The sequence below is a fragment of the Hymenobacter psoromatis genome, from assembly GCA_001596155.1.
In the GTDB taxonomy this organism is placed as follows: domain Bacteria; phylum Bacteroidota; class Bacteroidia; order Cytophagales; family Hymenobacteraceae; genus Hymenobacter.
Genome location: CP014771.1, coordinates 4,757,560 through 4,781,703 on the forward strand (window position 1 = coordinate 4,757,560; position 24,144 = coordinate 4,781,703).

The 24,144-nt window shown below is 62.2% G+C and carries 23 protein-coding genes; 3 read left to right on the top strand and 20 right to left on the bottom strand.

The genetic code is table 11. The features are described 5' to 3' along the window. The first annotated feature begins 36 nt into the window (after positions 1-36). Positions 37-3,069: a hypothetical protein gene (locus tag A0257_20190; GenBank protein ID AMR29185.1), complete on the top strand. Its 3,033-nt coding sequence runs from the start codon at positions 37-39 to the stop codon at positions 3,067-3,069. 208 nt (positions 3,070-3,277) lie between these two features. On the opposite strand, the gene A0257_20195 is transcribed toward A0257_20190, so the two are convergent. The 18 genes from A0257_20195 to A0257_20280 form a co-directional block, all read right to left on the bottom strand. Further along, positions 3,278-4,726, bottom strand: coding sequence for an RND transporter (locus A0257_20195; protein AMR29186.1), 1,449 nt, complete (start codon positions 4,724-4,726; stop codon positions 3,278-3,280). 194 nt (positions 4,727-4,920) lie between these two features. After that, on the bottom strand, positions 4,921-8,112 hold the full coding sequence (locus A0257_20200; GenBank protein AMR29873.1) for a multidrug transporter AcrB: 3,192 nt from the start codon (positions 8,110-8,112) through the stop codon (positions 4,921-4,923). Positions 8,113-8,283: 171 nt separating this feature from the next. Beyond that, positions 8,284-9,405, bottom strand: coding sequence for an efflux transporter periplasmic adaptor subunit (locus tag A0257_20205; protein AMR29874.1), 1,122 nt, complete (start codon positions 9,403-9,405; stop codon positions 8,284-8,286). A 64-nt stretch (positions 9,406-9,469) separates the two neighbouring features. Then, positions 9,470-9,739, bottom strand: a complete 270-nt coding sequence (locus A0257_20210; GenBank protein AMR29187.1) for a hypothetical protein — start codon at positions 9,737-9,739, stop codon at positions 9,470-9,472. Positions 9,740-9,954: 215 nt separating this feature from the next. Beyond that, positions 9,955-11,331, bottom strand: coding sequence for a hypothetical protein (locus A0257_20215; GenBank protein ID AMR29188.1), 1,377 nt, complete (start codon positions 11,329-11,331; stop codon positions 9,955-9,957). A 58-nt stretch (positions 11,332-11,389) separates the two neighbouring features. Further along, positions 11,390-12,067, bottom strand: coding sequence for a DNA-binding response regulator (locus tag A0257_20220; protein AMR29189.1), 678 nt, complete (start codon positions 12,065-12,067; stop codon positions 11,390-11,392). A 106-nt stretch (positions 12,068-12,173) separates the two neighbouring features. Beyond that, complete coding sequence (locus A0257_20225) at positions 12,174-12,665, bottom strand: damage-inducible protein DinB (protein AMR29190.1); 492 nt, start codon at positions 12,663-12,665, stop codon at positions 12,174-12,176. 148 nt (positions 12,666-12,813) lie between these two features. Further along, positions 12,814-13,278 carry a hypothetical protein gene (locus A0257_20230; GenBank protein AMR29191.1) on the bottom strand — a complete coding sequence of 155 codons (465 nt, stop codon included), beginning with the start codon at positions 13,276-13,278 and terminating at the stop codon, positions 12,814-12,816. 125 nt (positions 13,279-13,403) lie between these two features. Continuing rightward, positions 13,404-13,814 (bottom strand): diacylglycerol kinase, encoded by a 411-nt coding sequence (locus A0257_20235; protein AMR29192.1) that lies wholly within the window; start codon positions 13,812-13,814, stop codon positions 13,404-13,406. Further along, positions 13,807-14,394, bottom strand: coding sequence for a hypothetical protein (locus A0257_20240; GenBank protein AMR29193.1), 588 nt, complete (start codon positions 14,392-14,394; stop codon positions 13,807-13,809). The genes A0257_20235 and A0257_20240 overlap by 8 nt, the downstream gene beginning before the upstream one ends. A gap of 134 nt (positions 14,395-14,528) precedes the next feature. Next, a complete protein-coding gene (locus A0257_20245; GenBank protein ID AMR29194.1) occupies positions 14,529-15,137 on the bottom strand; it encodes a hypothetical protein in 609 nt (202 codons plus the stop codon). Positions 15,138-15,325: 188 nt separating this feature from the next. Next, positions 15,326-15,673, bottom strand: coding sequence for a hypothetical protein (locus A0257_20250; GenBank protein AMR29195.1), 348 nt, complete (start codon positions 15,671-15,673; stop codon positions 15,326-15,328). Continuing rightward, positions 15,670-15,912, bottom strand: coding sequence for a hypothetical protein (locus A0257_20255; GenBank protein AMR29196.1), 243 nt, complete (start codon positions 15,910-15,912; stop codon positions 15,670-15,672). The genes A0257_20250 and A0257_20255 overlap by 4 nt, the downstream gene beginning before the upstream one ends. Before the next feature lie 41 nt (positions 15,913-15,953). Continuing rightward, complete coding sequence (locus A0257_20260) at positions 15,954-17,315, bottom strand: peptidase M28 (GenBank protein ID AMR29197.1); 1,362 nt, start codon at positions 17,313-17,315, stop codon at positions 15,954-15,956. 84 nt (positions 17,316-17,399) lie between these two features. Then, positions 17,400-17,765, bottom strand: coding sequence for a hypothetical protein (locus tag A0257_20265; GenBank protein AMR29198.1), 366 nt, complete (start codon positions 17,763-17,765; stop codon positions 17,400-17,402). Between the two features lie 6 nt (positions 17,766-17,771). Beyond that, the gene (locus tag A0257_20270; GenBank protein ID AMR29199.1) at positions 17,772-18,506 is read right to left on the bottom strand and encodes a transcriptional regulator; all 735 of its coding nucleotides are present in this window, start codon (positions 18,504-18,506) and stop codon (positions 17,772-17,774) included. Between the two features lie 103 nt (positions 18,507-18,609). Continuing rightward, on the bottom strand, positions 18,610-19,035 hold the full coding sequence (locus A0257_20275; GenBank protein AMR29200.1) for a hypothetical protein: 426 nt from the start codon (positions 19,033-19,035) through the stop codon (positions 18,610-18,612). An 82-nt stretch (positions 19,036-19,117) separates the two neighbouring features. Then, positions 19,118-20,104 carry a hypothetical protein gene (locus tag A0257_20280; protein ID AMR29201.1) on the bottom strand — a complete coding sequence of 329 codons (987 nt, stop codon included), beginning with the start codon at positions 20,102-20,104 and terminating at the stop codon, positions 19,118-19,120. Between the two features lie 293 nt (positions 20,105-20,397). Here A0257_20280 and A0257_20285 point away from each other — a divergent pair, with 293 nt between their 5' ends. Both A0257_20285 and A0257_20290 read left to right on the top strand, forming a co-directional pair. Beyond that, entirely contained in the window at positions 20,398-21,831 is a 1,434-nt protein-coding gene (locus tag A0257_20285; protein AMR29202.1) for a hypothetical protein, read from the top strand. Between the two features lie 313 nt (positions 21,832-22,144). After that, positions 22,145-22,723: a hypothetical protein gene (locus A0257_20290; protein AMR29203.1), complete on the top strand. Its 579-nt coding sequence runs from the start codon at positions 22,145-22,147 to the stop codon at positions 22,721-22,723. Positions 22,724-22,871: 148 nt separating this feature from the next. Here the strand turns inward: A0257_20290 and A0257_20295 are convergent, their stop codons facing one another. Beyond that, entirely contained in the window at positions 22,872-23,396 is a 525-nt protein-coding gene (locus A0257_20295) for a hypothetical protein (GenBank protein AMR29875.1), read from the bottom strand. A gap of 72 nt (positions 23,397-23,468) precedes the next feature. Further along, the gene (locus A0257_20300; protein ID AMR29876.1) at positions 23,469-24,080 is read right to left on the bottom strand and encodes a nicotinamidase; all 612 of its coding nucleotides are present in this window, start codon (positions 24,078-24,080) and stop codon (positions 23,469-23,471) included. Positions 24,081-24,144 lie beyond the last annotated feature (64 nt).

A 24,144-nucleotide genomic window follows, 5' to 3' on the forward strand; every position in this document is an offset into this window, starting at 1 on the left:
CTATTTTTGTCCGATGTCCTTTAATTACCTTTTCTGATGCGAAAGATTCTGCTTGGTTTTCTGGTGTTTGTGGTGCTGCTGATGGTGGGCCTGGTGGCCGCGCCGTTTTTATTTAAAGACAAGCTGCGGGCGCTGGCCGACCAGCAGATTGCCCAGCGCGTGCGCGCCAAGGTGCAGTACAACCCCGCCGATATCGACGTGACGCTGCTCAGCACCTTCCCCAATTTGGGCCTGGATATCAAGAACCTGCGCGTGATTGGGCTCGACTCGTTTAGCCGCGACACGCTGGCTTACCTGCCCGATTTGCGGGTAGGGCTGGATTTGATGAGCGTCATCAAAGGCCAGCAGATTGATGTGAAAAGCGTGGCCCTCGACCAGCCCGACATCGCCATCAAGGTGCTCAAGAGCGGGCGCGCCAACTGGGATATCATGATTTCGAACCCGGCCGCCGCCGCGAAGGGGCAGGATACCAGCTCGGTTAACCTGGCCATTCAGGGCTGGAAAATCACCAACGGGCGCTTGCGCTACGATGACCGCAGCATCCCGTTCAGCCTGGACGCGCGCGGCGTGAACCACACCGGCAAGGGCGATTTTGCGAAGAATATCTTCGACCTGACTTCCAACACGACCATCGATAAGCTGACAGCCAACTACAACGGCATTGATTACCTGACCAACAAGCAGGTGAATGCTGATGTGGCGATGGCGATGGACCTGAACAAGAACCTCTATACCTTCAAGGAAAATCAGGTGAAGCTGAATGATTTTCCGTTCAGCTTCGCGGGCGCGATTGGGCTGCCCAACGCCACGGACATTACTTATGACGTGACGTTCAAGGCCTTGCAAACTGACTTCAAGAACATCCTGAGCCTGGTGCCGGGTGTTTTCAACGCCCAGTTTAAGGACGTAGCGGCGAGCGGGCAGGTGGCTTTTAGCGGCTACTACAAGGGCGTGCAAAACAAGCTGCGCATGCCCGGCTACGGCCTGAACTTGGCCGTGACCGACGGCCGCTTCAAGTATCCGCAGCTGCCGCAGGAGGCCAAGAACATCAACGTGGCGATGGTGGTGGATAACCCCTCGGGCTTCACTAACAACGTGAAAGTCAACGTATCAAAATTTCACCTCGACCTGGGCACCAACCCCGTGGATGGCAACGTGACCATCGACGGCCTGGAGCCCATGAAGGTGGATGGCCGCGTGAAAGCCAATGTAAACCTGGCCGAGGCGCTGAAAGTGTACCCCGTGGCCGGCCTCATCCTGCGCGGCCAGCTTTTCGTGGATGCCACCGGCAAGGGCACCTACTCAAAAACCCAGATGCCGGTGGTGAACGCCGCTATCAAGATGACCGATGGCTACGTGAAATCAGATAAGTTTCCGGCCCCGATTGAGGATATTAACCTGAGCGGTACGGTAGTCAATAGTACTGGCCAGGTGAACGATACCTACGTGAACCTGCCGCAGTTTCACATGATGCTGGAGGGCGAGCCGCTCGACGGCCGACTGGCGGCGCACAACATCAACGCGCCCGTGTTCGACGCTGACGTGAAGGGCACGGTGGACCTCACCAAAATCACCAAGATTTTTCCGCTCGACGGCATGACCGTGACGGGCCGCGTGAGCGGCAACATCGCCGCCGCCGGCAACATGGCCGACGTGGACGCTGGCCGCTACCAGAACGTGAAAGCCAGCGGCACGGTGCAGGCTAAAAACGTGACCTACAAGAGTAAAGACCTGCCGCAGGGCGTGAATATCAGCAGCGCGACGGGCACGTTCAACAACAACCAGATTGTGATTCAGCAGTTAAATGGCACGGCTGGCACCTCCGATTTTGCGGCCAACGGCACGGTGAGCAACTACCTGGGCTACCTCTTCACGCCCGGCCAGTCGCTGAAAGGCACGATGAACGTGACCTCGCACAACTTCAACGTGAACGAGTTTATGGTGGACCCGGTGAGCGAGAAATCGACGGCCACCGGCAAGGCTACCCCCACCAAAGCCACCGGCGTGGTGCCGATTCCGAAATTCTTCGACCTCGTGCTGAACAGCAAGGTCGATAACGTGACCTACGACAATTTGAAGCTCACCAACGCCAGCGGCACGGTGGCGGTGAAGAACGAAATAGCTTCGCTCAAAAATTTGACCTTTAATACGTTGGGCGCTACGTTTGGCACTTCGGGTAGTTACAACACCCAGGATTTGGCGCACCCCAAGTTTGACCTGGGCCTGAATATTCAAAACCTCGATTTTCAGAAGGCGTTCGCGTCCTTCAACACTATTAAGGCGCTGGTGCCGCTGGCGGCGGTGGTTCAGGGCGTGTTCAACACCAAGTTCTCGGCCAGCGGCGAAATGGGCCAGGATATGCTGCCCAAGCTGAGCAGCCTGAGTGGCACGGGTATCTTTGACATTTTGAAAGCCAGCGTGTTGCAGTCGCCTACCCTCAACCAGATTGCCAGCCTCACGACGCTGCCCGAGCTAAAGAATCTGAGCATCATCAACAAGGTTGTGGACGCGCAGATTGTGGACGGCAAGCTCATCGTGAAGCCTTTCTACTTTACGGTGGGCGACCTCAAGCTGACGCTGGGCGGCACCAACAGCCTGGCCGGCATCGTGGACTACGTGGCCGCCATCAACGCGCCCACCGGCAAGCTCGGTAATGCGCTGAGCAGCAAGCTCACGCAGCTCACCGGCGTGCAAAACATCCAGGGCACCGACCGCGTGACGCTGGGCCTCGACATCGGCGGCAACATCAGCAGCCCCACCGTGAAGCTGACCAGCGGCAGCCTCAAGGACCAGGGCAAAGCCATTGTGACCAACGTGGTGAAAACCAAGCTTACCGATGCGCTGCTGGGCCTCGCCAACAAGAACAAAGCCAAGGGCGACAGCACCCAGAAAGCCACCGCCATCACTCAGCAAAACGCCCAGGAACAGCTGAACCTGGAGATTCAAAAGAAGAAGCTGGAGGCCGAGGCCAAGGCGAAACAAGCCATTGGCGCGGGCCTAAACAGCCTGTTTGGTGGCCGCAAAAAGGCCACTACGCCGGCCGCGGCTGATACGACCAAGAAGCCATAGCCGTTATCTGAACCACGGATTCCTGCGGATTTTTCGGATTAATCGGATTTTGTGGACGATTGACAATCGCCGGTACACCTGCAAAAAAGGCTGCTCGGAAGAGCAGCCTTTTTTAGGTTTAGACCCATCCTAATAAAATTGATGCTAGCGAATCGTCCACAAAATCCGACTAATCCGAAAAATCCGCAGGAATCCGTGGTTCAGATAATTACTGCCAGCCGCCGCCCAAGGCGCGGTAGAGGTTCACGCTTTGCAGCAGCTGCGCCTGGCGGGCATCGGCGAGGCTCAGCTCGGCTTCGAGTACGCTGCGCTGGGCGGTAATTACTTCCAGGTAAGTGGCATAGCCAGCGATGAATAGCTCATTGGAAGTTGCCACGGCGCTTTGAAGCTGGGCTACTTCGCGGGCGCGGAGGTCGGCCACGGCGCGGTAGTTTTCGAGGCCTTGCAAGCCCACCACCACTTCGCGGAAGCCCGCTTGCAGGGCCTGCTGGTAGCGGTAGTAGCCCTCGTAATTATTGGCCACGGCCTGGCGGAAATCGGCGCGGTACTGCGCGCGGTTGAGAATGGGGCCCGCCAGGCCCCCGAGCACGCCGTAGGTGATGGAGCCGGCATCGAGCAGCAGGTTGGCGCTGAAGGCGTTGAGGCCCAGGTAGGGGGTAAGGGTGAGGCTGGGCAAAAAGGCGGCGCGGGCGGCATCGACGTCGGCGGTGGTGGCGCGCAGCTCTAGCTCGGCCTGGCGCACGTCGGGGCGGCGCAACAGGGCCGTGGCGGGTAGGCCGGCCCCGAGGCGGGTGGGTAGGTCCTGCTGGTTAGGCAGCGCGAGGCCCCGGCTGATGGGCTGCGGGTAGCGGCCCAGCAACTGGTTGAGGCTGGTTTCGGTTTCGGTGATGCGCTGACGGGTACCGTAGGCCAGGCTTTCGGTGCGCAGGGCCTGGGCCGCAAACTGCTGCACGGCCAGCTCGGTAACGCGGCCGGCTTGCTTCTGAATGCGAATCAGCGCCAGGCCATCCTGCTGGAAGCGAGCGTTGCGCTCCAGCGTAGCCAGCTGGTTATCAAGAGTTAACAGCTCGTAGTAGGCCCTTGCCACGTCGGCCACTACGTTGGTAACTACCAGGTTGCGGCCCTGCTCCGAACCTAGCACGCGCAGGTAGGCCGCCTTGCGGCGGCTGCGCAGCTTGCCCCAAATGTCGATTTCCCACGAGCTGCGCAGGCCCACGAAGTAGTCGGGCGTGAGGCCGGTAGCGATGCGCTGGTTGCCATCGATGTTCTGCGAGAGGTTGGTATCGTAGTTGCCCACGCCCGTCATGGTGTACTTGCCGTAGCGGTCGAGGCCCGCCGAGCCCACGGCCGTAACCGACGGAAACAGTGCCCCGCGCCGCGCCAGGTACTGCGCCTGAAATACTTCCACGCGCTGCACGGCCACCCGCAAATCGAGGTTTTGCCGCAAGGCCGTGTCGATGAGCCCCACTAGGGCGGGGTCCTGGAAAAACTGCCGCCACGGCATGGCCCCGATGCTGCTGGTATCGGTCAGGGGCTTTTGGGTGAAGGACTTGGGGGTGTTAGGGCTGGTGGCCGGGCCAGCGGGCGCGGCCACGCGGCAGCCGGCGGCTAGGCCCAGAAGGAGGAAGCTGGAAGCTATGGAAGCGAGAAAGCGCATGGAAAGGTTGTTCGGGCGGGAAGCCCTACCCCCGGCCCTCTCTGCTTAGTGCGCGGAATCCTGCGGGGGAGGGGAGCCAGATGAGTTTAATTAGTATATAAATGGCTAATTTTTAAGCGAATAGTAATTGTGCGGCTCCCCTCCCCCACAGGATTCCGCGCATTTAGCGGAGAAGGGCCGGGGGTAGGGCTGTCTTAATGCGCCACCAGCTCCGGCGTTGCCGCCGGCGCAACGGCCACTGGCACTTCCTCGTCCTCGTTCGAATCCAGATTTTTCACCTTCTCGAAGCTGGCAAACAGCACGTAGAGCCCCGGTATCAGCACCAGGCCGAACACCGTGCCCAGCAGCATGCCGCCCGCCGCCGCCGTGCCAATGGAGCGGTTGCCCAGCGCCCCGGCCCCGCTGGCGATAACCAGCGGAATGAGCCCCGAAATGAAGGCAAACGAGGTCATCAGAATGGGCCGCAGGCGGGCCACGGCCCCCTGAATGGCGGCCTCCACCACGGTGGCCCCGGCGCGGCGGCGCTGCTCGGCAAACTCAATGATGAGAATGGCGTTTTTGCCCAGCAGGCCAATCAGCATGACCAGCGCCACCTGCGCGTAAATGTTGTTTTCGAGGCCCAACAGCTTGAGCGCCAGGAAGGCCCCAAAAATGCCGGTGGGCAGGCTCAGCAGCACGGGCAGCGGTAGCAGCAGGCTTTCGTACTGCGCGGCCAGCAGCAAATACACGAATAGTAGTACAATGCCAAACACGTAGAGGGCCTGGTCGCCACTCAAAATCTGCTCGCGCGTCATGCCGCTCCACTCGTAGGTGAAGCCCTTCGGCAGCACTTTGGCCGCCACCTGCTGAATGGCCTCGATGGCCTGGCCCGAACTGTAGCCGGGGGCCGCGTCGCCGGTTATCAGGGCCGAGTTGTACATGTTGTAGCGCGTCAGCTGGTCGGGGCCAAACACGCGCTCCAGGCGCACGAAAGTGGAGAACGGCACCAGCTCGCCCCGGTTGTTTTTCACGTGCAGGGCCAGCAGGTCGTCGGGCCGGCTGCGGTACTGCGGGCCGGCCTGCACCATCACCTTGTACATCTGCCCGAAGCGGATAAAATTACTGGCGTAGTAGCTGCCCAGCAGCGTTTGCAGCGTGCTCATGGCCTGGTCCACGGTCACGCCCTTCTTGGCGGCCATGTCCTGGTCCACGTGAATGAGGTACTGCGGAAAGTTGGGGTCAAAGCCCGTGAAGGCCCCGCTGATGGCCGGCGATTTGTTCAAGGCCGCCAGAAAGGTCTTGGAAGCTGCGGCGGTTTTTTGCAAGTCGCCAGTGCCCGACTTATCGAGCAGGCGCAGCTCGAAGCCGCTGCTGTTGCCGAAGCCCGGCACCGTGGGCGGGGGCAAAAACTGAATATCGGCGTCGGCGATGCCCTTCGTCTTGGCTTCCAGCTCTTTAATGAGCTCGGGCACCGACTGCTGGCGCTGGTCCCAGGGCTTGAGGTTAATCATAGCCATGCCGTAGCTGCTGCCCGCCACTTCGCTGATGAGGCTGTAGCCGGCCAGCGTCGAAACCGACTCCACTGGCCCTAGCTTCTGGGCAATGCGCTGCACCTGGGCCATCACGGCCTCGGTGCGCTCCACGGTAGCCCCGGCGGGGGTCGTCACGTTCACGTAAATCATGCCCTGGTCCTCGGTCGGGATAAAGCCCGAGGGCAGCACCCGGCTCACGCCCCAGGTGCCCGCCGCGAAGGCCGCCAGCACACCCAGCGTGAGCACGCGGCGTATTACGGTGCGGCCCAATAGGTGCTCGTAGCGGCTGGTCATGGCTTCAAACTGTCGGTTGAAGGCCGCGAAAAACCGCCCTTGCAGCCCCAAGCGCTGGCCCGGCTCGCTGGCCTCGTGGCGCAGCAGCAGGGCGCACAGGGCCGGCGTCAGGGTAAGGGCATTGATGCCCGAAATGACGATGGCAATGGCCAGCGTGAGCGAAAACTGCCGGTAGAACACGCCCACCGGCCCATCCATAAACGACACCGGAATGAACACCGCCGCCATAACTAAGGTAATGGCAATCAGTGAGCTGCTGATTTCGTGCATGGCCGCAAACGTGGCGGCCCGCGGCGGCAGGTGCTTGGTTTGCATATTGGCATGCACGGCCTCCACCACCACAATGGCATCATCGACCACGATGCCGATGGCCAGCACCAGCGCAAAGAGCGTGAGCAGGTTGATGCTGAAGCCGAAGAGCTTCATAAAAAACAGCGCCCCGATGAGGGCCACCGGCACGGCCAGCGCCGGGATGAGCGTGGAGCGGAAATCCTGCAAAAACAGGTACACCACTACGAATACCAATATAAAAGCCTCCAGCAGCGTGCGCAGCACTTCGTGGATGCTGGCATCGAGAAAGCGCGATACGTCGTAGGCGATGCTGTACTTCATGCCCGGCGGGAAGCTGCTTTTTTGCAGTTCGGCCATGCGATTTTTCACGCCCGCGATTACCTCGCTGGCGTTCGAGCCCGGCCGCTGCTTGAGCATAATGGCCGCCGAGGGCTGCCCGTCGGTTTTCGACGACATGCCGTAGGTGAGCGAGCCAAACTCGATGTCGGCTACCTCCTTGAGGCGCAGCACCGAGCCGTCGGGATTGGCCCGAATCACGATGTTGCGGTACTGGTCGGGCTCAAACAGCTTGCCCGTGTAGCGCAGCACGTACTGCATAGCCTGGCCCTGGCCCGCGCCCGAGCTTTCGCCCGACTTGCCGGGGGCGGCCTCCACGTTCTGGGCCCGAATGGCCTGCACCACCTCGTCGGTACCCACCTCGTAGGCCATCATGCGGTCGGGCTTGAGCCACACGCGCATCGAATATTCGCGCGAACCCATGATTTCAGCAAAGCCTACCCCGTTGATGCGCTTGAGTTCCTGCAATACATTGATATCGGCGAAATTATAGATGAACTTCTCGCCCACATCCTTGTCGTCACTCGTGATGTTGAGGTACAGCAGCATCGAGTTTACTTCCTTCTCCGTGGTTACGCCGGCCTTGATAACTTCCTCCGGCAGCTCATCCAGAATGGTCGTCACGCGGTTTTGCACGCCCACGGCCGCCAGGTCGGGGTCGGTGCCCACCTCGAAAAATATCGTGATGAGCGTCACGCCGTTGTTGCTGCTCACCGACGACATATACGTCATGCCCGGCACGCCATTAATAGCGCGCTCCAGCGGCGTGGCTACGGCCTTGGCACACACCTCGGCGTTGGCCCCCGTGTACTTGGCCGTTACAATCACCGAGGGCGGCACGATATCGGGAAACTGCGTGATGGGCAGCGTAAACAGCGCCAGCCCGCCCAACAGCACCAGAAACACGGAGATAACCAGCGACAGAATAGGCCGGCGAATGAAAATATCGAACATGGAGGTAGCGAGGAGTCGGGGCGTCCGCGGCGGGCTGCCGGCTTTTTTGCCGGCTGTCCGCTCGTCGTTCACGCCGTTTGTTCTATCAACGAGCGGACAGCCGGCGAAAAAGCCGGCAGCCCGCCACGGACGAAATCAGAGAACTATTTTTAACCAGTAAAAAAGCTATTTCTAGTGCGCGGCTACAGCTGCTGAGTCCAGCAGCACGGCTTTAGCCTGAATAAGCTGGCCGTCGCGCAGCTCGGGGGCACCTTCGTACACCACGCGCTCGCCGGGCTTGAGGCCTTCCTTCACCACGTAGTTGTCGCCGATGCGGGCCTGCGGCACGAAGTTGCGGGTGTGCACCAGGCCGCTCTTGTTCACCACGTACACGTAGTTTTTGTCCTGCACCTCAAACACGGCTTTTTGCGGCAGCAGCAGCGCCGTGGGCAGCTCGCTGGTGAGGCGCACCTTGCCCGAGGCGCCGTGCTTGAGCAGCCGCTGCGGGTTGGCAAAGCGGGCCTTGAGGGCGATGGAGCCGGTGTTGGGGTTGAACTCGCTCTCCGCCGTTTCGATGTGGCCGGTAAGGGGATAAAGCTCGCCGTTGGCTAGGGTAAGGTGCACGGAATCAGGATGTTGCTCGGGGTGTAGCTGCCGGGCCTTGTTATAGTCCATGTAGCTGCCCTCGGCCACGTCGAAGTAGGCAAATACGGAGCTCAGGTCTGACACCGTAGTAAGCAGGGTGCCTTCTTGCACCACGCTGCCCATTTTGAGCGGAATGCGGTCGATAACGCCATCGAAGGGCGCGCGCACCAGCGTGTAGCTCAGGCTGAGGCGGGCGGCGGCCTCGCCGGCGCGGGCAGCCGCAATCTGGGCCTGCGCGTCGTTGACCTTGCTATCCGAAAGCGCCAGCTCCGACTTGGCAATCACGTTTTTATCCACCAGCAGGCGCACGCGGTCGCGCTCTACGCGCACGGCGGCGGCCTGGGCCTGAGCGCTGGCCACAGCGGCGCGAGCCTGGGCCAGCCGGTTCTGGTAGGCGCTGGCATTCAGGCGAAACAGCAGCTGGCCCTTCTTCACGGGCTTGCCTTCCTCCACGTAAATGTGCTCCAGAAAACCCGCCACCTGCGCCCGCACCTCCACGTTGCGCACCGCCTGCACGTCGGCCACGTAGTCGCGGTGCAACTCCTGGCTGGAGGTTTTGAGCGTGACCACCGGCACGATGGGCGGCGCTTCGGCCGTGTCTTTTTCGGCTTTGGCTGAGCAGCCGCTGAGCACGCCGGCCGTCGCGCCGGCTAGCAGGAAGGAGGCCAAAAAGGCGCGACTAAAAATAGTAGGCATGGGGTAGGGAAATGAAGGGGAAAAGGCACCGCGCCCGTTACTGGGCCGACAAGGTGGCCGTGGGTAGGGCCGCCGGCGCGGGCGGGCGCAGGGCCAGCAGGCTGTCCTGCAGTTGGTGGTCGGCCTGGCAGCGGGCCAGCAGCTTCTGGGTCAGGCGCAGGTCAGCTTCGGTTTCCTGCAAGTCGTCGAAGTCGGCGGCCATTGCCGGGTGTGAGTACAGCAGGAAGCCATTGAGTAGTAATGACAACACCAGCGCTCCAGCCAGCAGCAAGGCCAGGAAATTCAGGGAGCGGGTTTTGGGAGACATGGGCAAGCAGTGTGATTCAACTACTTGCAAAGGACCCCAGCCGGCATTAAAACGGTATGAGAACCGTATTAGAAAAGATGAAACCGAGATGAAAATAAGTTCGCCGCGCCGTAGCGCGAAGTTTCCACTTCGTGCGCGAGCATAGCGAGCATGGTCGGGCGCGTCGGGTGGTGCTGCCTGCTCGCTACACTCGCACCCGAACCGGAAACTTCGCGCTACGGCGCGGCGGGCAGCCACATCGTGGCCGTGGTCCCTATCCCCTCCGCTGAGGTCAACACCAGCTGGCCGCCGTGTCGCTGCACAATGCGCCGCGCCAGGGACAGACCCAAGCCGTAGCCAGGGCGGCCCAGCGCGCCCGGTGCCCGGTACAGCGGCTCGTAGATATGGCCCAGCTCGTCGGGGGTAAGGCCGGGGCCGCGGTCAATGATGCGCACGCGCAGCAGGGTAGGGCCGTCATAGCCCAGCTCGGCCAGCACCGGGCCGGCCGAGTATTTGCCGGCATTATCCAGCAGGTTGAGCAGGGCCGTGGTCAGCAGCTCGGCGTTGCCGGGCACCATAAACACGTCGGTGTCGGCGGCCGGGTCGGGCAGCGCGCCGAAGGCCAGGCGCAGGTCGCGGCTGGGATACTTGGCGCGGGTATATTCCAGGGCCTGGCCCAGGCACTCATCCAGCCTCACCGGCGCGAAGGGGGGTAGGGAGCCATCGGCTTTAGCTAAAGCTAAAAGACTGGCCGTGAGGCTTTGCAGGTGGCGGGTGGCTTCCAGCGAGTGGGCCAGGCTTTCGCGGGCGGCGGGCAGGGTAGCATCGTAGGCCAGGGCCGTTTCGAGGGTGCCGGCTAGGGTAGTGAGGGGCGTGCGCAGCTCGTGCGAGGCGTGGCTGAGAAAGCTCTTTTGGGCCTCAAACGCCTGCTCCAGCCCGGCCAGCATGCCGTTGAAGGCGCGGGCCAGTTGCGCCAGTTCGTCGCGCCCGTTGCCCTCCGGCAGCCGCCGGCCCAAATTAGTAGCCGAAATGCGCCCCGCCTGCCGGCTGATGCGCGCCACCGGTGCCAGCGCCGCCCCCGCAAACAGCCAACCCGCCAAAATGGTGAGCGCCAGCGCTCCCACGTTGCCCAGTAGCAGCAGCAGCCCCAGCTGGTACTGCCGGGCCCAGCCCATGTAGTCTTCCGCCGACACAAAAATCTGGTACTCTTTGCCCTCGTGCTGGTAGCCCAGGCCCACCGCCTCGCGCCGCCCGCCCGCCCCAAACGCCACATACCGGCCCGGCCCCAGCGCCGCCAGCCGCGCTCGGTTCGGGGCCTGGTCCAGGTTATCGGCGCTGCTGTAGTGCAGCGTATCGCCCGGCCCATAAATGCTGATTTGCTCCTCGGGCAGCGTCAGCAAATCGCGGCGGCGCAGGGTGCCCAGCTCGCCGGTCGCTAGCCGGCCCGGCCGCACCAGCAGCCGCGCCGCCAGCGTAGCGCTGGTACTCAGCCGGTGCTCAAAGCGTTGCGCCCGCGTGCTGGCATTGAAATAATAGATAAACGCCGAAAAGCTGACCTGAATCGCCAGCACCACCAGCGTAAAGCGCAGCATCAGCTTATTGCGAATCAGCATCTTAGCATTCTGGATTGTAAGGCTATTTTGTCATTGCGAACGTAATGACAAACGATTCCTACCCCTCCCGCATCACGTAGCCCATGCCCACCACGGTATGGATGAGCTTGGGCGAAAAGTCGCGGTCCAGTTTCTTACGTAAGTAGCTCACATACACGTCAATTACGTTAGTCGTCGTGTCGAAGTTCAGGTCCCAGACGCGCTCCGCGATGTCCACGCGCGAGATGACGCGGCCGCGATTGCGCAGCAGGTGTTCCAGCAGCGAGTATTCGCGGGTGGTGAGGTCGATGCGCTGGCCGGCGCGGGTCACGGTTTTGGCATCGAGGTCGAGCACGAGGTCGGCCATGCGCAGCTCGCGGCGCTCGTCGCCAGCGGCGGCGTAGCGCTGCGTTAGGGCGCGGGCCCGCATCAATAACTCCCTGAATTCGAAAGGCTTAACCAAGTAGTCATCGGCCCCGGCCGCGAAGCCGGCTTCCTTGTCGTCGAGGCTGTCGAGGGCCGTGAGCAGCAGCACCGGCACCCGGCGGTGGCCCGCCCGAATGCGCTGGCACAGCTCCACACCGTTGAGGTAGGGCAGGTTCACATCCAGAATCACGAGGTCGTAGGGCTGCTGGTCGTAGAGCGACCAGCCCGTGCGCCCGTCGTAGGCCACGGTCAGGTCGTAGCCCTCGTGCTCAAAGCCTTTTTTGATGAACGAGGCCAGCGGCGGCTCGTCCTCCACCAGAAGAATTTTCATAGACGGAAGGCCCACGCGGGCGAGTACCTCAAAGCTAAAAACCAAGCAGGCGGCCCGGCCGCAAGGTGCCGGGCCGCCTGCGCAAGGAGGAGGGGGGTAGGGCCGCCTACAGCTGCGGGGTTACCTGGCCGGCTTGCTCGCGGCAGTAGGTGATAAAGTCCGAATTGACGGGCTCTAGACCGCCTTCGCGCATCTTGGTGGCTACCTGGCCACGGTGGTAGCTGGCGTGCACCACGCAGTGCGTCAGGATGTCGCTCACCTGCGAATCAAAGGCATCGCCTTGCGAATTAGAATATTGGATGTGACGGTTCAGCTCAGCCTCGTCGGCATTAGCGCACAGGTTGGCAAACTTCTGTGAAGTTTGCTCATGCCAGTGGTGCAGGCCGGCCAGGTCGTGCTCCTGCCATACTTTGAGCGGGCTGGCCGTGCCGCTGAGGCGCGCAATCCAGATGGCCTGGGCATTAATGACGTGGCTGAAAATGCGCAACGCGGGCTGCGGAGCCTCCTTGCCGGCGGCCACCGACGAGTCGAGGCGACGCAACAGCGTTTCGTTGGCCCACACGTTGAACGTGCCGAGCTTAGCGATGGTGTTAATCATGAATCAGTTAAGAGTTAAAAGTTAAGAGTTAAAAAGTAAGAGCTAAAGGTCAAAGCTCACACAAAGTTGGTGGCAACGACGGACGTTTCTACCCAAATCATAAATTCATAGCTCATAACTCTTAATTCACAATTCTCAACTGAAAAACTCACCGAGGGTCCTGCCACACCAGCTGCTCGTTGGTTTTGCGCTTGTCGAAGTTGCCGCAGCGGCCGTCACCTTTGCCCGTTATGCCGCCTTCGGGGTGGCACAATACCTTGCCTTGCAGGTCGTAGAGCGTCGATTGCTGGTCGCAGCACGGCGCCGACTCATAATACACCGACTCGCCATCGTAGCGGTAGCGCGTGATGCGGATAATTGGGTTGCGCTTGCGCGTGGCCAGAATGCTCTGGATGCGGCGCTCCAGCCACGCGGGGCGGGCAGTGCTGTCGAGGCGCATGTCGCGGGCGGGCACGGCATCTACGGTGTTGGCGCTGGTAGGGGCGCGGGTATCGTCCGAAACGAAGGTTTCGGACGATGGGGTAGTGGGGGTGTTCACTACCACCTCTTGCTGGCAGGAGCTCAGCGACCAAGCCAAGAGGGTAATTGTAACGGGAATAAAGAAACGGCGCATAAAAGGGGGGTAGGGAAATACGAGACCTAGAAATAGGCTTACGGCAACCAGCCTGCATAGTTGAAAAGCGTGCGGTAAGCTTTAGCTTGCCGTTTGGAGTGCTGAACCTGCTGCATAACGGCAAGTTAAAGCTTACCGCACAGCGCCCAGATTTTGGGGCCGAACACGCAGCCGCCCACCGCCAGCGCGCCCAGCGCGGCCAGCAGCACGGCACCGGCCGCCACGTCTTTGGCGCGGCCCGCCAGCGGGTGGTAGCCCGGCGAAGCCAGGTTGGTAAGCGTTTCGATGGCTGTGTTAAATAGCTCGGCGGCCCACACGCCGGCCACCGCCAGCGCCACCAGCGCCCACTCCGTGGGGCTCAATTGAAAGTAAAACCCTAACCCCAGCACCGCCACCGTAGCCACCGCGTGAAACTGCAAGTGCAGCTCGGAGCGCAGCGCCGCGCCTACCCCCCGAAAAGCGTGCCCGAAGCTGGCCGCCCGGCGCCGCAGTAGCCCCGGCCGGCCACGGGGGGGTAGGGGCTCGCCCTCAGACATTGTACTCGGCAAATGTGGTGCGCCGTAGCTCGTGCCACTCGGGCCGCAAGACGCTGAAAATGACCGTATCGCGCCGGTAGCCATCGTGCAGAATGCGGTGGCTGCGCAGCGTGCCTTCCTCGGTGGCGCCCATGCGGCGCATGGCGGTTTGCGACTGGTGATTGCGGCTGTCGGTTTCCAGCTCCACGCGCTCGCAGCCCAGCTGGTCGAAGGCATAGCCCAGCAGCAGGTGCTTGGCCGCCCGGTTGAGGCCCGTGCGCTGAAACTCCGTGCCCATCCACGTGTAGCCCACGCTCAGCTTCTGATTATCGAGGTCGATGTTGTAGTAGCTGGTGCTGCCCGCCAGCCGCCCTGTGGCTCGGTCAATAATTACAAAGGGGTAGCGCTGCCCGGCCTGCCGCGCCTGCTCGGCCGTCGCGATGTAGGCGGCCAGGCTCAGCACGTCGTCGGCGCGGGTAACGGTGTACTGCCAAATGTCGGGAGTAAACGCGATGGCCTTTAGCGCTTCAAAATCAGTGGCTTCGAGCGGGCGCAGCCGCACGCGGCTGTTTTCCAGCACGATATTTTGGGAGGTATCCATACAGATGACAAACGCTGATATGAGCCGCAAAGATGCCCGGTGGCGGCGAATTGTCAAGGGGTTTACTTTGAGAAATCGTATAAGTATAAAAATACTGGAGAAGATAATTATCTGCACCCCCTAATAGCCGGGGCCTAGCGCACCAGTCTGCCCGTGCAGGCATTGTACTGCTGCGTTAGGCTGATAAGATTGGCCTCTACAAACTTACCCGTGACGGCGGGTGCATGGGGGCAATCACTGAACAGGCTGCGCAAATCGGACCGAAAGGTGCTCGACTGCAGCAGGTAGGGCGGGCGGTCAAACTCGACGTGCTCCGTATGGCGCTCGATGTAATAGTACATCGTGTAAAAAGTGCTTAAGGCGAGGACATCCGCATTATTCGCAAACACGTTGTAGAGGCTGCGATAGAGCGTGGCCCGGCCCCGCACCAGCGGCTCAAGCAGCAGGTGCAGCGTGTCGCCGAAAGCCACGGGCTGCATGGTGCGCTCCAGGTAGGTGCGGCCGCTTGCCAGGTGCAGGGCCTTCACTATTTTCACGGGGTAGAACACGGGCTCGGCCGCAGAATTTTTCTTGAGCTTCACCCCGCGGGCCACCGTGCCGATAGTGGGGGTTTCGAGCAATCCGCGCAGGGTGTCGCCGCGTTGCAGCACCAGGTAGCCCGGCTGATATTGTTTTTGGGCCTGCGCCGCCGGGGCCACCAGTAGTCCGGCGGACAAGAGCAGCGCCACTAAATAAATTCGCATAAATTGAAAATCAGGCAAAAATCCGTTTGTGTAAATACCCGTTGCTAATTAATTTGCTATAAAGCACGTCACCGTCTGTTTTAATCTAAATCAGCAACGGGTACTTGTAAGCATCAAATTTCAAGTACTTACTGCCCCGCTACCGGCAGGCTTTCGCGCCCTGCGCATTTACGCTTATCACATCAAGGCTAGCGACTGATACGCAGCCGGTCATTTTTGAAAACAGTAAAGCGGTGGGGCAACTCCGAACCAAATTCCCGCACGATGCGGCGCATGGCATCGGCTTTTTCCGGGCCGGTGGCGTCTTCCATGCGCAGCAGTACAACGCCCGCGTGCGGCAGGTGCTCCTTCCAGATTAAATCGCCAAAATCCTTATCCATCGTCACAACAATAGCCTGCTCGGCTACTGCCCAACGCAAGATTTCCTGGTCAGCCAAGTGCGGGTCGCGGTCGCGAACGGGCAGCACGTCGTAGCCATCGGTGGCCAGCTGTATTTCTACGCTACGGCCTACCCCTACGTCTATGACGAATTTCATCCGACGCTCAAGCGATATACCCGCTGGCTCTGCACAGCATCCGCCGCGAAAAGCAGGACGGCCCGTAAATCGGCCAGCTCCAGTTCGGGATATTCCCCGAGCAGGTCGGCTTCGGTCTGGCCCGCCGCGAGGGCTTTCAGCAGCTGCTCCACCGAAATGCGCAAGCCCCGCACTACAGGCTTACCGGTGAGGATGCTTGGGTTAGTGGTAATGCGGTCGAGTAAAGCGGCAGTTTGCATGGTGTGCTAAAGATAATCGCTAACGAGAAGCAACGCAATTTCTACCGCCCCACCACTGGTGTTACTGGCAGGCTCTCATGCCCCGCGGCATCGACGCTCACCACGCCAAAAATATAGTTGTCCTTGCTGATGGCCAGGTCGGCGGTAGTGCCGCTGATGGGGAAGCGCTGCTGCCACTGCGGGGCGCTGGTTTCGCGCACCAGCACCACGTAGCCCGAGGGGGTAGGGCCGCCCTGCGGGGCCTGCCAGCGCAGCTCGGTGCGGTTGGTGAGCTTGGCGGTGAGGACTTCCACTTTGAGTGGGGCGGCGGGGGCGCTGGCCAGGCCGGCCAGGGTAGCCAGGTTTACCTGGGCGGTGCGGCGCAGGTAGCGGAAGTCCATAAATTCGGGCTTGTCGCCGTATTCGATGCCGTTTTCGGTGCGCAGGTCCTGGTGCTGGTGGTTGAAGTTCTCGTTGGTTTCGGTGAAGCGCACGGCCGCGTAGCCCTGCTGGTTGAAGGGCGTGTGGTCGCCGCCGCGCAGGAAGCGGTCGGGCCGATACTCCAGCAGCACGCCGTAGCCGCCGGCGCTCACGTACTGGCGGGCGGCCATCTGGGCGTAGCGGGCAAGCTGGCGGCTGCTGGCGTCGTTCTCGTTGCTGAGCTGGCGGCGGGCCTTGGCCTGCTCGGGCGTTTCGGTGGCCGGCACGCCCTCGCTAAATACGCGCAGGTGCAGTGAGTCCGTGATTTCGGGGTCGTAGCCGTGCGAGCTGCCCACGATGTCGTTGTTGAGCATCGCCACCAGGTTCCAGCCCTCTTTTTTGGCGCGTTTGGCTAGGTGGTCGGCCCCTAGCAGGCCCTGCTCTTCGCCCTGCACGGCCACCAGTTTTATGGTGCAGGTAAATTTCTGGCCGGCCAGCACGCGGGCCACTTCCATCACGGCGGCCACGCCGCTGGCGTCGTCGTTAGCCCCCGGCGCGTCGGCGGTGCGGTTCATCACGTCGGTCACGCGCGAGTCGATGTGGCCGCTCATCAGCAATACGCGGGTGTCGGTGGGGTCGGTGCCGGGAATGGTAGCCAGCACGTTGGCCATCAGCGTTTTCTTGTCCACGCGGCGGCCGTCGGGGTTGTAGGTGAAGGTGTCCATCTCCACGGTCATGCGGCCGCCGCCAGCCTTACTGTATTTCTTGAATTCCTCGAACACGTATTGGCGCGCCGCGCCGATGCCGCGCTTCTTGCTCTGGGTGTCGCTGAGCGTGTGGCGCGTGCCGTAGCTGACGAGCTTGCGCACGTCGGCTTCGAGGTTTTTAGCCGAAACCTCATTCACCAGCCGCTGAATGGTCGGGTCAACGGGGGGTAGGGGATTGGCGGATTGGGCCAGGGCGGCGAAGGGCAGCAGGCCGGGGAGGAGTAGGAGGATTTTCATAAGAAATTGCAAGAAACGACAAACGCCGCCAGTCGGCAAGACCAGCGGCGTTTGAAAGAAACAGTTTTGTGGACCTGGTTGCGGCTACTGCTGCTGCACTATCACGCAAACGCCGCTTTTATCGAGCAGCGCGAATTCGAGCAGGCCCCAGGGCTTGCGCGTAACGCGGTTGCCATTGGGGTGCAAAAGCTCGGGCGCAGCGCGCTGCACCTCGGCAAAAAGGCTGCTAATGTCATCGGTAGCGAGCCGGATTTCGGGCCGGTCCAGCGCGGCGAGGGCGGCGTTTTGGGCTAGGTGAATTTCCACCCCGTCTTTTTCCAGAATGCAAAAAGGCTGCGTACCACTTAGCTCTTCGTAGCGCAGCGCAAAGCCCAACCCCTGCCCAAACAGCTGCTTGCCAGCGGCCAGGTCGGCATAAAAAATCGTCGGAATTAGTCGGAGCAGCGTCATGATTTCCTACCCCATCGTGTGGTACACGGCCTGCACGTCCTCGTCTTCTTCGAGCTTGTCGATGAGCTTTTCGACCTCCTCGGCCTGCTCATCAGTGAGCGAAACCGTGGTGTTGGGCACGCGCTGCAAGGTGGCGCTCACGATATTTACGCCCTTGGTATCCAGCGCTTTCTGCATCTGGCCGAAGTCGGTGAAAGCGGTTTCGATGACCATGTACTGGTGCTCGGCGCCGTGCTCGTCGTCCTCGGTGGTTTCGTACACGTCCTCGGCCCCGGCGTCAATCAATTCCAGCTCTAATTCGTCGCGGTCCAAGCCTTCGGCGGCCAGTTTGAAGACGCCCTTGCGGGTGAAGGTATAGTCGGAGCTGCCGGCCGTGCCCAGCGCGCCGCTGTTGCGGTTAAAATAGAGGCGCACGTTGCTCACGGTGCGGGTGGGGTTGTCGGTGGCGGTTTCGACCACGATGGCCACGCCGTGGGGGCCATAGCCCTCATACACAACCTCTTGGTAATCCTTTTCTTCCTTGCCGGTGGCGCGCTTAATGGCGGCTTCCACGCGGTCCTTGGGCATGTTCACGCCCTTGCCGTTTTGCATGGCGGTGCGCAGGCGAGCGTTGGAGTCGGGGTTGGGGCCGCCTTCTTTCACGGCCATCACGATTTCCTTGCCGATGCGAGTAAAGTCTTTCGACATCCGGTCCCAGCGCTTCATTTTGCGGCCTTTCCGGAATTCAAATGCGCGTCCCATCTTTTCAATTAACAGTTATCATTTAACATTTAACAGTTGTTCGGGCGGGCCGAACGCGAACGCAAGTTACAGCGGCTGCCGGGGGGTAGCAACCCGGCCGGCGCTAGCGCCCGGCCGGTGGCGCGGTGGCCACCAGCTCATACACGCCTTTGTTGCCGGTTGGGTAGCCGTCGAGAGTGATGGTGAGGCGGCGCGTTTTGGCCACGTAGCGGTAGGTACCGCGCTGCACATCAGCGCCTTTCAAGTCAGCAAACCGAAATACGATGCTGTCGCCTTTGGTGGTGAAGCGGCCGTGCTGGCTGAACAGGCGCGGGCCGGTGTTGCCCATGAGCAGGCTCAGGCGCTTGTCGTAGGTGCCATCGGCGCGCAGGGCCAGCGTGCCGCCTACCCCCGGCACCTTGGTCGGCGGTTCGCCGGTGGTGCGGTCCACCACGGTGTAGCCGGTGTACGAATACGTGGTGTAGAACGCGGCGGGGGGGGTAGGGGCAGGGGCGGCCAGCAGCCCGGCCGCCAGCAAGTAGCGCGTCATAGAGCGAGGTAAGATAAAAAAACGGGGGTAGGGCCGGCTCGTGAAGCGCCCGCCCTACCCCCGTCAAAAATAGCGCCCGGCCTTACGCGCCGGGCCGGCGGCCGGGCTTCGCATAGCGGGTGCTCGCGTAGCTTTTGGCCGGCTTGGGGTGCTTGTGCTTTTTGCGGCGGCCCCCCATAAGCAGCCAAGTAGCGCCGGCTATCAGCAGGCCCACGCCAATGGCGGCGGCTTGCTTGGGCAGCTTGTCTTCCACGGGCGGCGGCAGGTGCTCGACGCCGCTGGCATCAGTGAGGGCCGGCTCGGTAAGGTAGCGGCCCTGAGCCGGCAACTGGTAGTTATCGGCCAGCTGGCGCAGGCCGGCGGCCGCCACGGGGTCTTTGATAACCGGGCCGTGGCCGCAGCCAATGGCGGCGGGGTTTAGGTCGGCTAGGGTCTGCACCGACTGGCGGCACTGCGCCCAATCGTAATTAAAAGGCGAGCCTGCCACGCTGATTTCGGGAATACCCAGCAGCACGGCCGGCAGCGACTCGTGGTTGGTGGTGGCAAAGGCATCGCCGCCGAGGAGCGTGCGGTCGGCCTCGCGGAAGAACGCGAGCTGGCCCGGTGCGTGGCCCGGCACGTGCAGCCAGCGCCACTGCGCCAGGTAGGGCGGCTGCTCATCGTCGAGGAGCATGGCCTCGACCACGTCGGTCAGGTCGGGCAGCTGTTTCGGAAAGAAACGGCTCATAAAGGCCAGCGAACCGCCTACGGTCGGGTCGCTGGGCGGATACAACGCCTTGGCCGTGAGGTAGGGCAGCTCCAGTGGGTGCGCGATAACCGGCACCTTCCAGTGCGCCGCCAGCTCTTTGGCCGCGCCCATGTGGTCGAGGTGGCCGTGGGTCAGAATGATGGCTTCGGGGCGGGTGCCGGGGTAGAAGAGATTGTCGGCGGCGGCGATAATTTCCTTGTCCGAGCCCGGCAGGCCGGTGTCAATCAGCACCCACTCGCCGGGCGTGCCGGTTTCGACAAAATACACGTTCACAAAACGCTTGATGCGGAGCTGGTGCACGCCAGCGGCTACTTGGTCCATAGGAAGTTTCTGATTTTAGGATTTCTGGTTGCTAGTTCCTGGTTTCTGGTTGCTAGTTCCTGGTTTTTGGTTCCTGGTTAACCCAAGAACTAGGAACCAGAAACCAGGAAATAGCAACTAGTAACCAACCTACCCGATACGCAAAAGCTGGCCGTTGGGCTGCCTCACCAACTAGTAATCTGAATAGAAAAATAGGATTCTGGTGAAGAAAGACGCGGGCCACTGGTATATTTGGAAGCTCTTTTCCTCTGCGATTTCTAAAACTGAATGCGTTTACTCGCTACGTTGCTCTGTTGCTTACTGGGCCAGGCCGCTCTTGCGCAGCCGCCTGGCCCGACCTGGGATTTATTGAAAACCGGGGTCAGTGGCCCGCCGCCGTGCGCTACCGCGCCGCGCTGCCCGGCGGCGGCCAGCTCTTTGCCGAAGCCGATGGCCTGCGCCTGGCCCTGCTCGCCGATGGCGCGTTGTCCCACCACGCGTCCGAGGCCGTCGGCCAGCGCACCGCAACGGCGGCCAGCGCCGCGCCCAGCCCTACCCCCAGCGGTGCCCTGCGCGCCCACGCCTTCGACCTGCGCTTCGTGGATGCCACGCCCACGGCCCACCCGGTAGCGGCCAGCCGCACCGCCGAGCATCGCAATTTTTTCCAGAGCAAAGACCCCGCGCACTGGGCCGCCGACGTGCGCAGCTACCGCACCCTCGACTATGCCGGGCTGTGGCCGGGGGTAGGGGCGCGCTTCTACGAAAACGACCAGCAGCGGCTGGAGTATGATTTTACGGTGGTGCCGGGTGCCGACCCGGCGGCTATAGCGCTGCGCCACGACGGCGCCGCGCTGGCCCTCGACGCGGGCGGCAACCTGGTGCTGACGACCAGCGTGCGCGAGCTGGCCCCGCAGGTTTGGCAGACCGACGCGGCCGGCGCGCGTCGGCCCGTGGCCTGCCGCTACGCGCTGGGCGCGGGCGGCACCGTGCGCTTCGCGCTGGGTCCGTACGACCGCGCCCTACCCCTCACCATCGACCCCACGGTGGTGTTTGCCACCTACACTGGCTCCACGGCCACCAACTGGGGCTTCACGGCGACGTATGACGCGGCGGGCAACTTCTACTCAGGCGGCATCGCGTTCAGCCTGGGCTACCCGGCCAGCCCCGGCGCGTACCAGACCACCTTCGCAGGCATCATCGACATGGCCCTCATCAAGTACGACGTGACCCGGACCGGGCCGGCGGCGCGGGCCTGGGCCGCCTACCTGGGCGGCAGCCTGGCCGATTTTCCGTCGAGCCTCGTCACCAATGCCCAGGGCGAGCTGCTGGTGCTGGGCACCACTGGCTCGGCCGATTTTCCGGCCACGGCCGGGGCGGTGCAGCGCACCTTCAGGGGCGGGCCGGCGGCCGACCCGTTTGGCGATGCCGCACAAAATGCTACTTATCAAGTCAATGGCTCCGATATCGTGGTATGCCGACTGTCGGCTTCGGGCGCGGCTTTGCAGGCCAGTACCTACCTCGGCGGCTCCGACAACGACGGCCTGCTGCCGCTGAACCCATACACGAACGCCCCGCAGCTGGCCCACAACTACGGCGACTCGTTTCGGGGTGATATTCTGGTCGATGCGGCCAATAACGTGTACATCGCGTCCAGCACTTCGTCGAGCAATTTCCCGATGGCGCGCGGCTTCCAGAGCACCTACCGCGGCGGCCGCTGTCTCAAAGGCTGGCTGGAAGTGATTAAGTAGACGTTGGCTAATAGCCGTTTAAACCCAAAGCAGGCGGCGCTTAACAGGATAATTCACCCTGTCAAGCGCCGCCTGCTTCCGCGTCTTCCGCGCAACCCTCCGCGTCTTCCGCGGTCAAAAAACACCAGGAGGCAGGCGCGGGGGCCGACTGGCAGAGAAGAATTGCCAACAGGACAGTTCGCACGGAGCAAAGCCAGGACGTTGCCTAGCTTGCCGTCGCAGCCAACCGGGCGGTTTGGCTGTTATAGCCCCACTCCCGTAAAATTTACCCATGCCTACCCCTTCTTCCGCGCCGCTGCTTACTCCCGAGCGCTTGGCCTCAGCCCATTCGTATAGTGCTTATCGCCAACTGCTTGACAAGCTGCTGGCCGCCGGCCAAACCACCGGCCCCGTGCAAACGCCCGAACTGCTGGCCTACGCCCAGCTCAACGAGCAGCGCATGAGCCGCCTCGACAAAACCGTGAAGCTGCTGCCCGAAGTAGTGGCCGCCCTCGCCAATGTGCGCGAACACTATATCTGGCTGATACTCACCGAAGGCTGGTGCGGTGACGCCGCCCAAACCGTGCCCGTGGTGGAGGCCGTGGCCCAGGCCAGCGCCGGCCACCTGCGCACGGCCTACCTGCTGCGCGACGAAAACCCCGACCTCATCGACCAATACCTCACCAACGGCAGCCGCTCCATTCCCAAGCTGGTGGTGCTGCACGCCGACACGCTCACCGAAGTAACGCATTGGGGGCCGCGCCCCGCCGAAGCCCAGGCCCTGATTGTCAGGCTGAAAGCCGAAGGCATGGCCCACGATGACTTCATCAAAGAGCTGCACACCTGGTACGCCCACGACCGCACCCAAACCACTCAGCGCGAGCTGCTGGCCCTGGTGAAGCAACTAAAATGATGACGAGTGACTAATCTGCTGTTACGCCCTATCTTATTCGAGATGGCAAGGGGGAGTAGCGCGAACGTTGTAGTTCGCGCTACTCCCCGTTGCGTAACAGCAGTGACTAATGTCGTTCAAAAATCAGAACGGCATTAGTCACTCGTCATTAGTCATTAATCCCTACCCCCTTCTCCAGGGCCAGAAGCGTGAGGGGCTGGCGCGGCGAGCCAAAGCGCGTAGTGGCCGGAAACGGCTCGCTCGCGCCGGTGCGCCGGTAGCCCTGACGCTCGTACCAGGCCAGCAGCTCGGCGCGCGCCGCCAGCACGCTCATCTTGATTTTGACGCAACCCCGCGCCTGGGCGTGGGCCTCGGCCGCGCGCAATAATTGCCGGCCTAAGCCGTGCGCCTGCGCCTGGGGTATCACGGCCAACATACTGAGATAGAGCACGTTATCCTGCGTTTCGAGATAGACGCAGCCGGTGGGCTGGCCGGGGGTAGGGGCCACTATCAGCAGCACGGCGGCGGGCGCGGCCAGCATATTGCGCAGGGTTTCGGCGTCGATGCGGGGGCCGGCGAGCAGGTGGCCTTCGGTGGTCCAGCCAGCCTGGGCGGCCTCGCTGCGGTAAGCGCGGTTGATGAGGTCAACGAGCGCCGGCACGTCGGCCAGCGTGGCGGGGGTAGGGGCGGCAATTGGTTCCACGGCGCAAAGGTAGCCGGGGGCCGGCGGCGGGTTTGGCGTCCGTCGGCGCAGGGCGGCTTAGCCTTAACCCAGCACCTCCGCGCTCTGCACGAACCGCACGCCCAGCGCGAGTAAGTCGGCCTTGGCGGCGGCTATGCTCTCGGGCGCGATGCCGCGGGTAGCGTCTTCAATCACCGCTACTTCGAAGCCTTCGCCGTGGGCATCCTTGGCCGTGAAGTACACGCAGTAGTCACTGGCCAAGCCGGCCACAAACACTTGCGTGATGCCGCGCGCCCGCAGGTAGGCGCTCAGGCCGGTGGCGCGGCGGTGCCCATTGTCAAAAAACGCGCTGTAGCTATCCAACTCGGGGTCAGTGCCTTTGCGAAAGATGGCCTCCACGCGGTTGAGGTCCAGGCCGGGGTGCAGGGCAGCGCCCGCCGAGCCCTGCACGCAGTGGTCGGGCCACAGCCGCTGGGGCAGGCCCTGCCACTCAATTTCCTCAAAAGCAGCGTGCTGCGGGTGGGTGCTGGCAAAGCTGCGGTGCCCGGCCGGGTGCCAGTCCTGAGTTGCCACCACGAGGTCGAAGCGCGGCTGCAAGTCGTTGAGCAGGGGTAGGAGGGCGTCGCCCTCCGGCACGGCCAGCGCGCCGCCGGGTAGGAAATCCAGCTGAAAATCAATGAGTAAGAGAGCGGTCATGGAGTAGGGGGTAGCGATGAATGAGTAATCGTCTGTCATTGCGAGCTTGCGAAGCAATCGCACC

Excerpts from the sequence above, each read along its gene's own strand:
- A0257_20300 (AMR29876.1), bottom strand. The coding sequence starts at position 24,080 with ATGACCGCTCTCTTACTCATTGATTTTCAGCTGGATTTCCTACCCGGC.
- A0257_20255 (AMR29196.1), bottom strand. The coding sequence starts at position 15,912 with ATGCAAACTGCCGCTTTACTCGACCGCATTACCACTAACCCAAGCATC.
- A0257_20210 (AMR29187.1), bottom strand. The coding sequence starts at position 9,739 with ATGTCTCCCAAAACCCGCTCCCTGAATTTCCTGGCCTTGCTGCTGGCT.
- A0257_20250 (AMR29195.1), bottom strand. The coding sequence starts at position 15,673 with ATGAAATTCGTCATAGACGTAGGGGTAGGCCGTAGCGTAGAAATACAG.
- A0257_20190 (AMR29185.1), top strand. The coding sequence starts at position 37 with ATGCGAAAGATTCTGCTTGGTTTTCTGGTGTTTGTGGTGCTGCTGATG.
- A0257_20230 (AMR29191.1), bottom strand. The coding sequence starts at position 13,278 with ATGCGCCGTTTCTTTATTCCCGTTACAATTACCCTCTTGGCTTGGTCG.
- A0257_20235 (AMR29192.1), bottom strand. The coding sequence starts at position 13,814 with ATGTCTGAGGGCGAGCCCCTACCCCCCCGTGGCCGGCCGGGGCTACTG.
- A0257_20195 (AMR29186.1), bottom strand. The coding sequence starts at position 4,726 with ATGCGCTTTCTCGCTTCCATAGCTTCCAGCTTCCTCCTTCTGGGCCTA.
- A0257_20260 (AMR29197.1), bottom strand. The coding sequence starts at position 17,315 with ATGAAAATCCTCCTACTCCTCCCCGGCCTGCTGCCCTTCGCCGCCCTG.
- A0257_20220 (AMR29189.1), bottom strand. The coding sequence starts at position 12,067 with ATGAAAATTCTTCTGGTGGAGGACGAGCCGCCGCTGGCCTCGTTCATC.
- A0257_20215 (AMR29188.1), bottom strand. The coding sequence starts at position 11,331 with ATGCTGATTCGCAATAAGCTGATGCTGCGCTTTACGCTGGTGGTGCTG.
- A0257_20280 (AMR29201.1), bottom strand. The coding sequence starts at position 20,104 with ATGGACCAAGTAGCCGCTGGCGTGCACCAGCTCCGCATCAAGCGTTTT.
- A0257_20245 (AMR29194.1), bottom strand. The coding sequence starts at position 15,137 with ATGCGAATTTATTTAGTGGCGCTGCTCTTGTCCGCCGGACTACTGGTG.
- A0257_20275 (AMR29200.1), bottom strand. The coding sequence starts at position 19,035 with ATGACGCGCTACTTGCTGGCGGCCGGGCTGCTGGCCGCCCCTGCCCCT.
- A0257_20225 (AMR29190.1), bottom strand. The coding sequence starts at position 12,665 with ATGATTAACACCATCGCTAAGCTCGGCACGTTCAACGTGTGGGCCAAC.
- A0257_20270 (AMR29199.1), bottom strand. The coding sequence starts at position 18,506 with ATGGGACGCGCATTTGAATTCCGGAAAGGCCGCAAAATGAAGCGCTGG.
- A0257_20200 (AMR29873.1), bottom strand. The coding sequence starts at position 8,112 with ATGTTCGATATTTTCATTCGCCGGCCTATTCTGTCGCTGGTTATCTCC.
- A0257_20240 (AMR29193.1), bottom strand. The coding sequence starts at position 14,394 with ATGGATACCTCCCAAAATATCGTGCTGGAAAACAGCCGCGTGCGGCTG.
- A0257_20265 (AMR29198.1), bottom strand. The coding sequence starts at position 17,765 with ATGACGCTGCTCCGACTAATTCCGACGATTTTTTATGCCGACCTGGCC.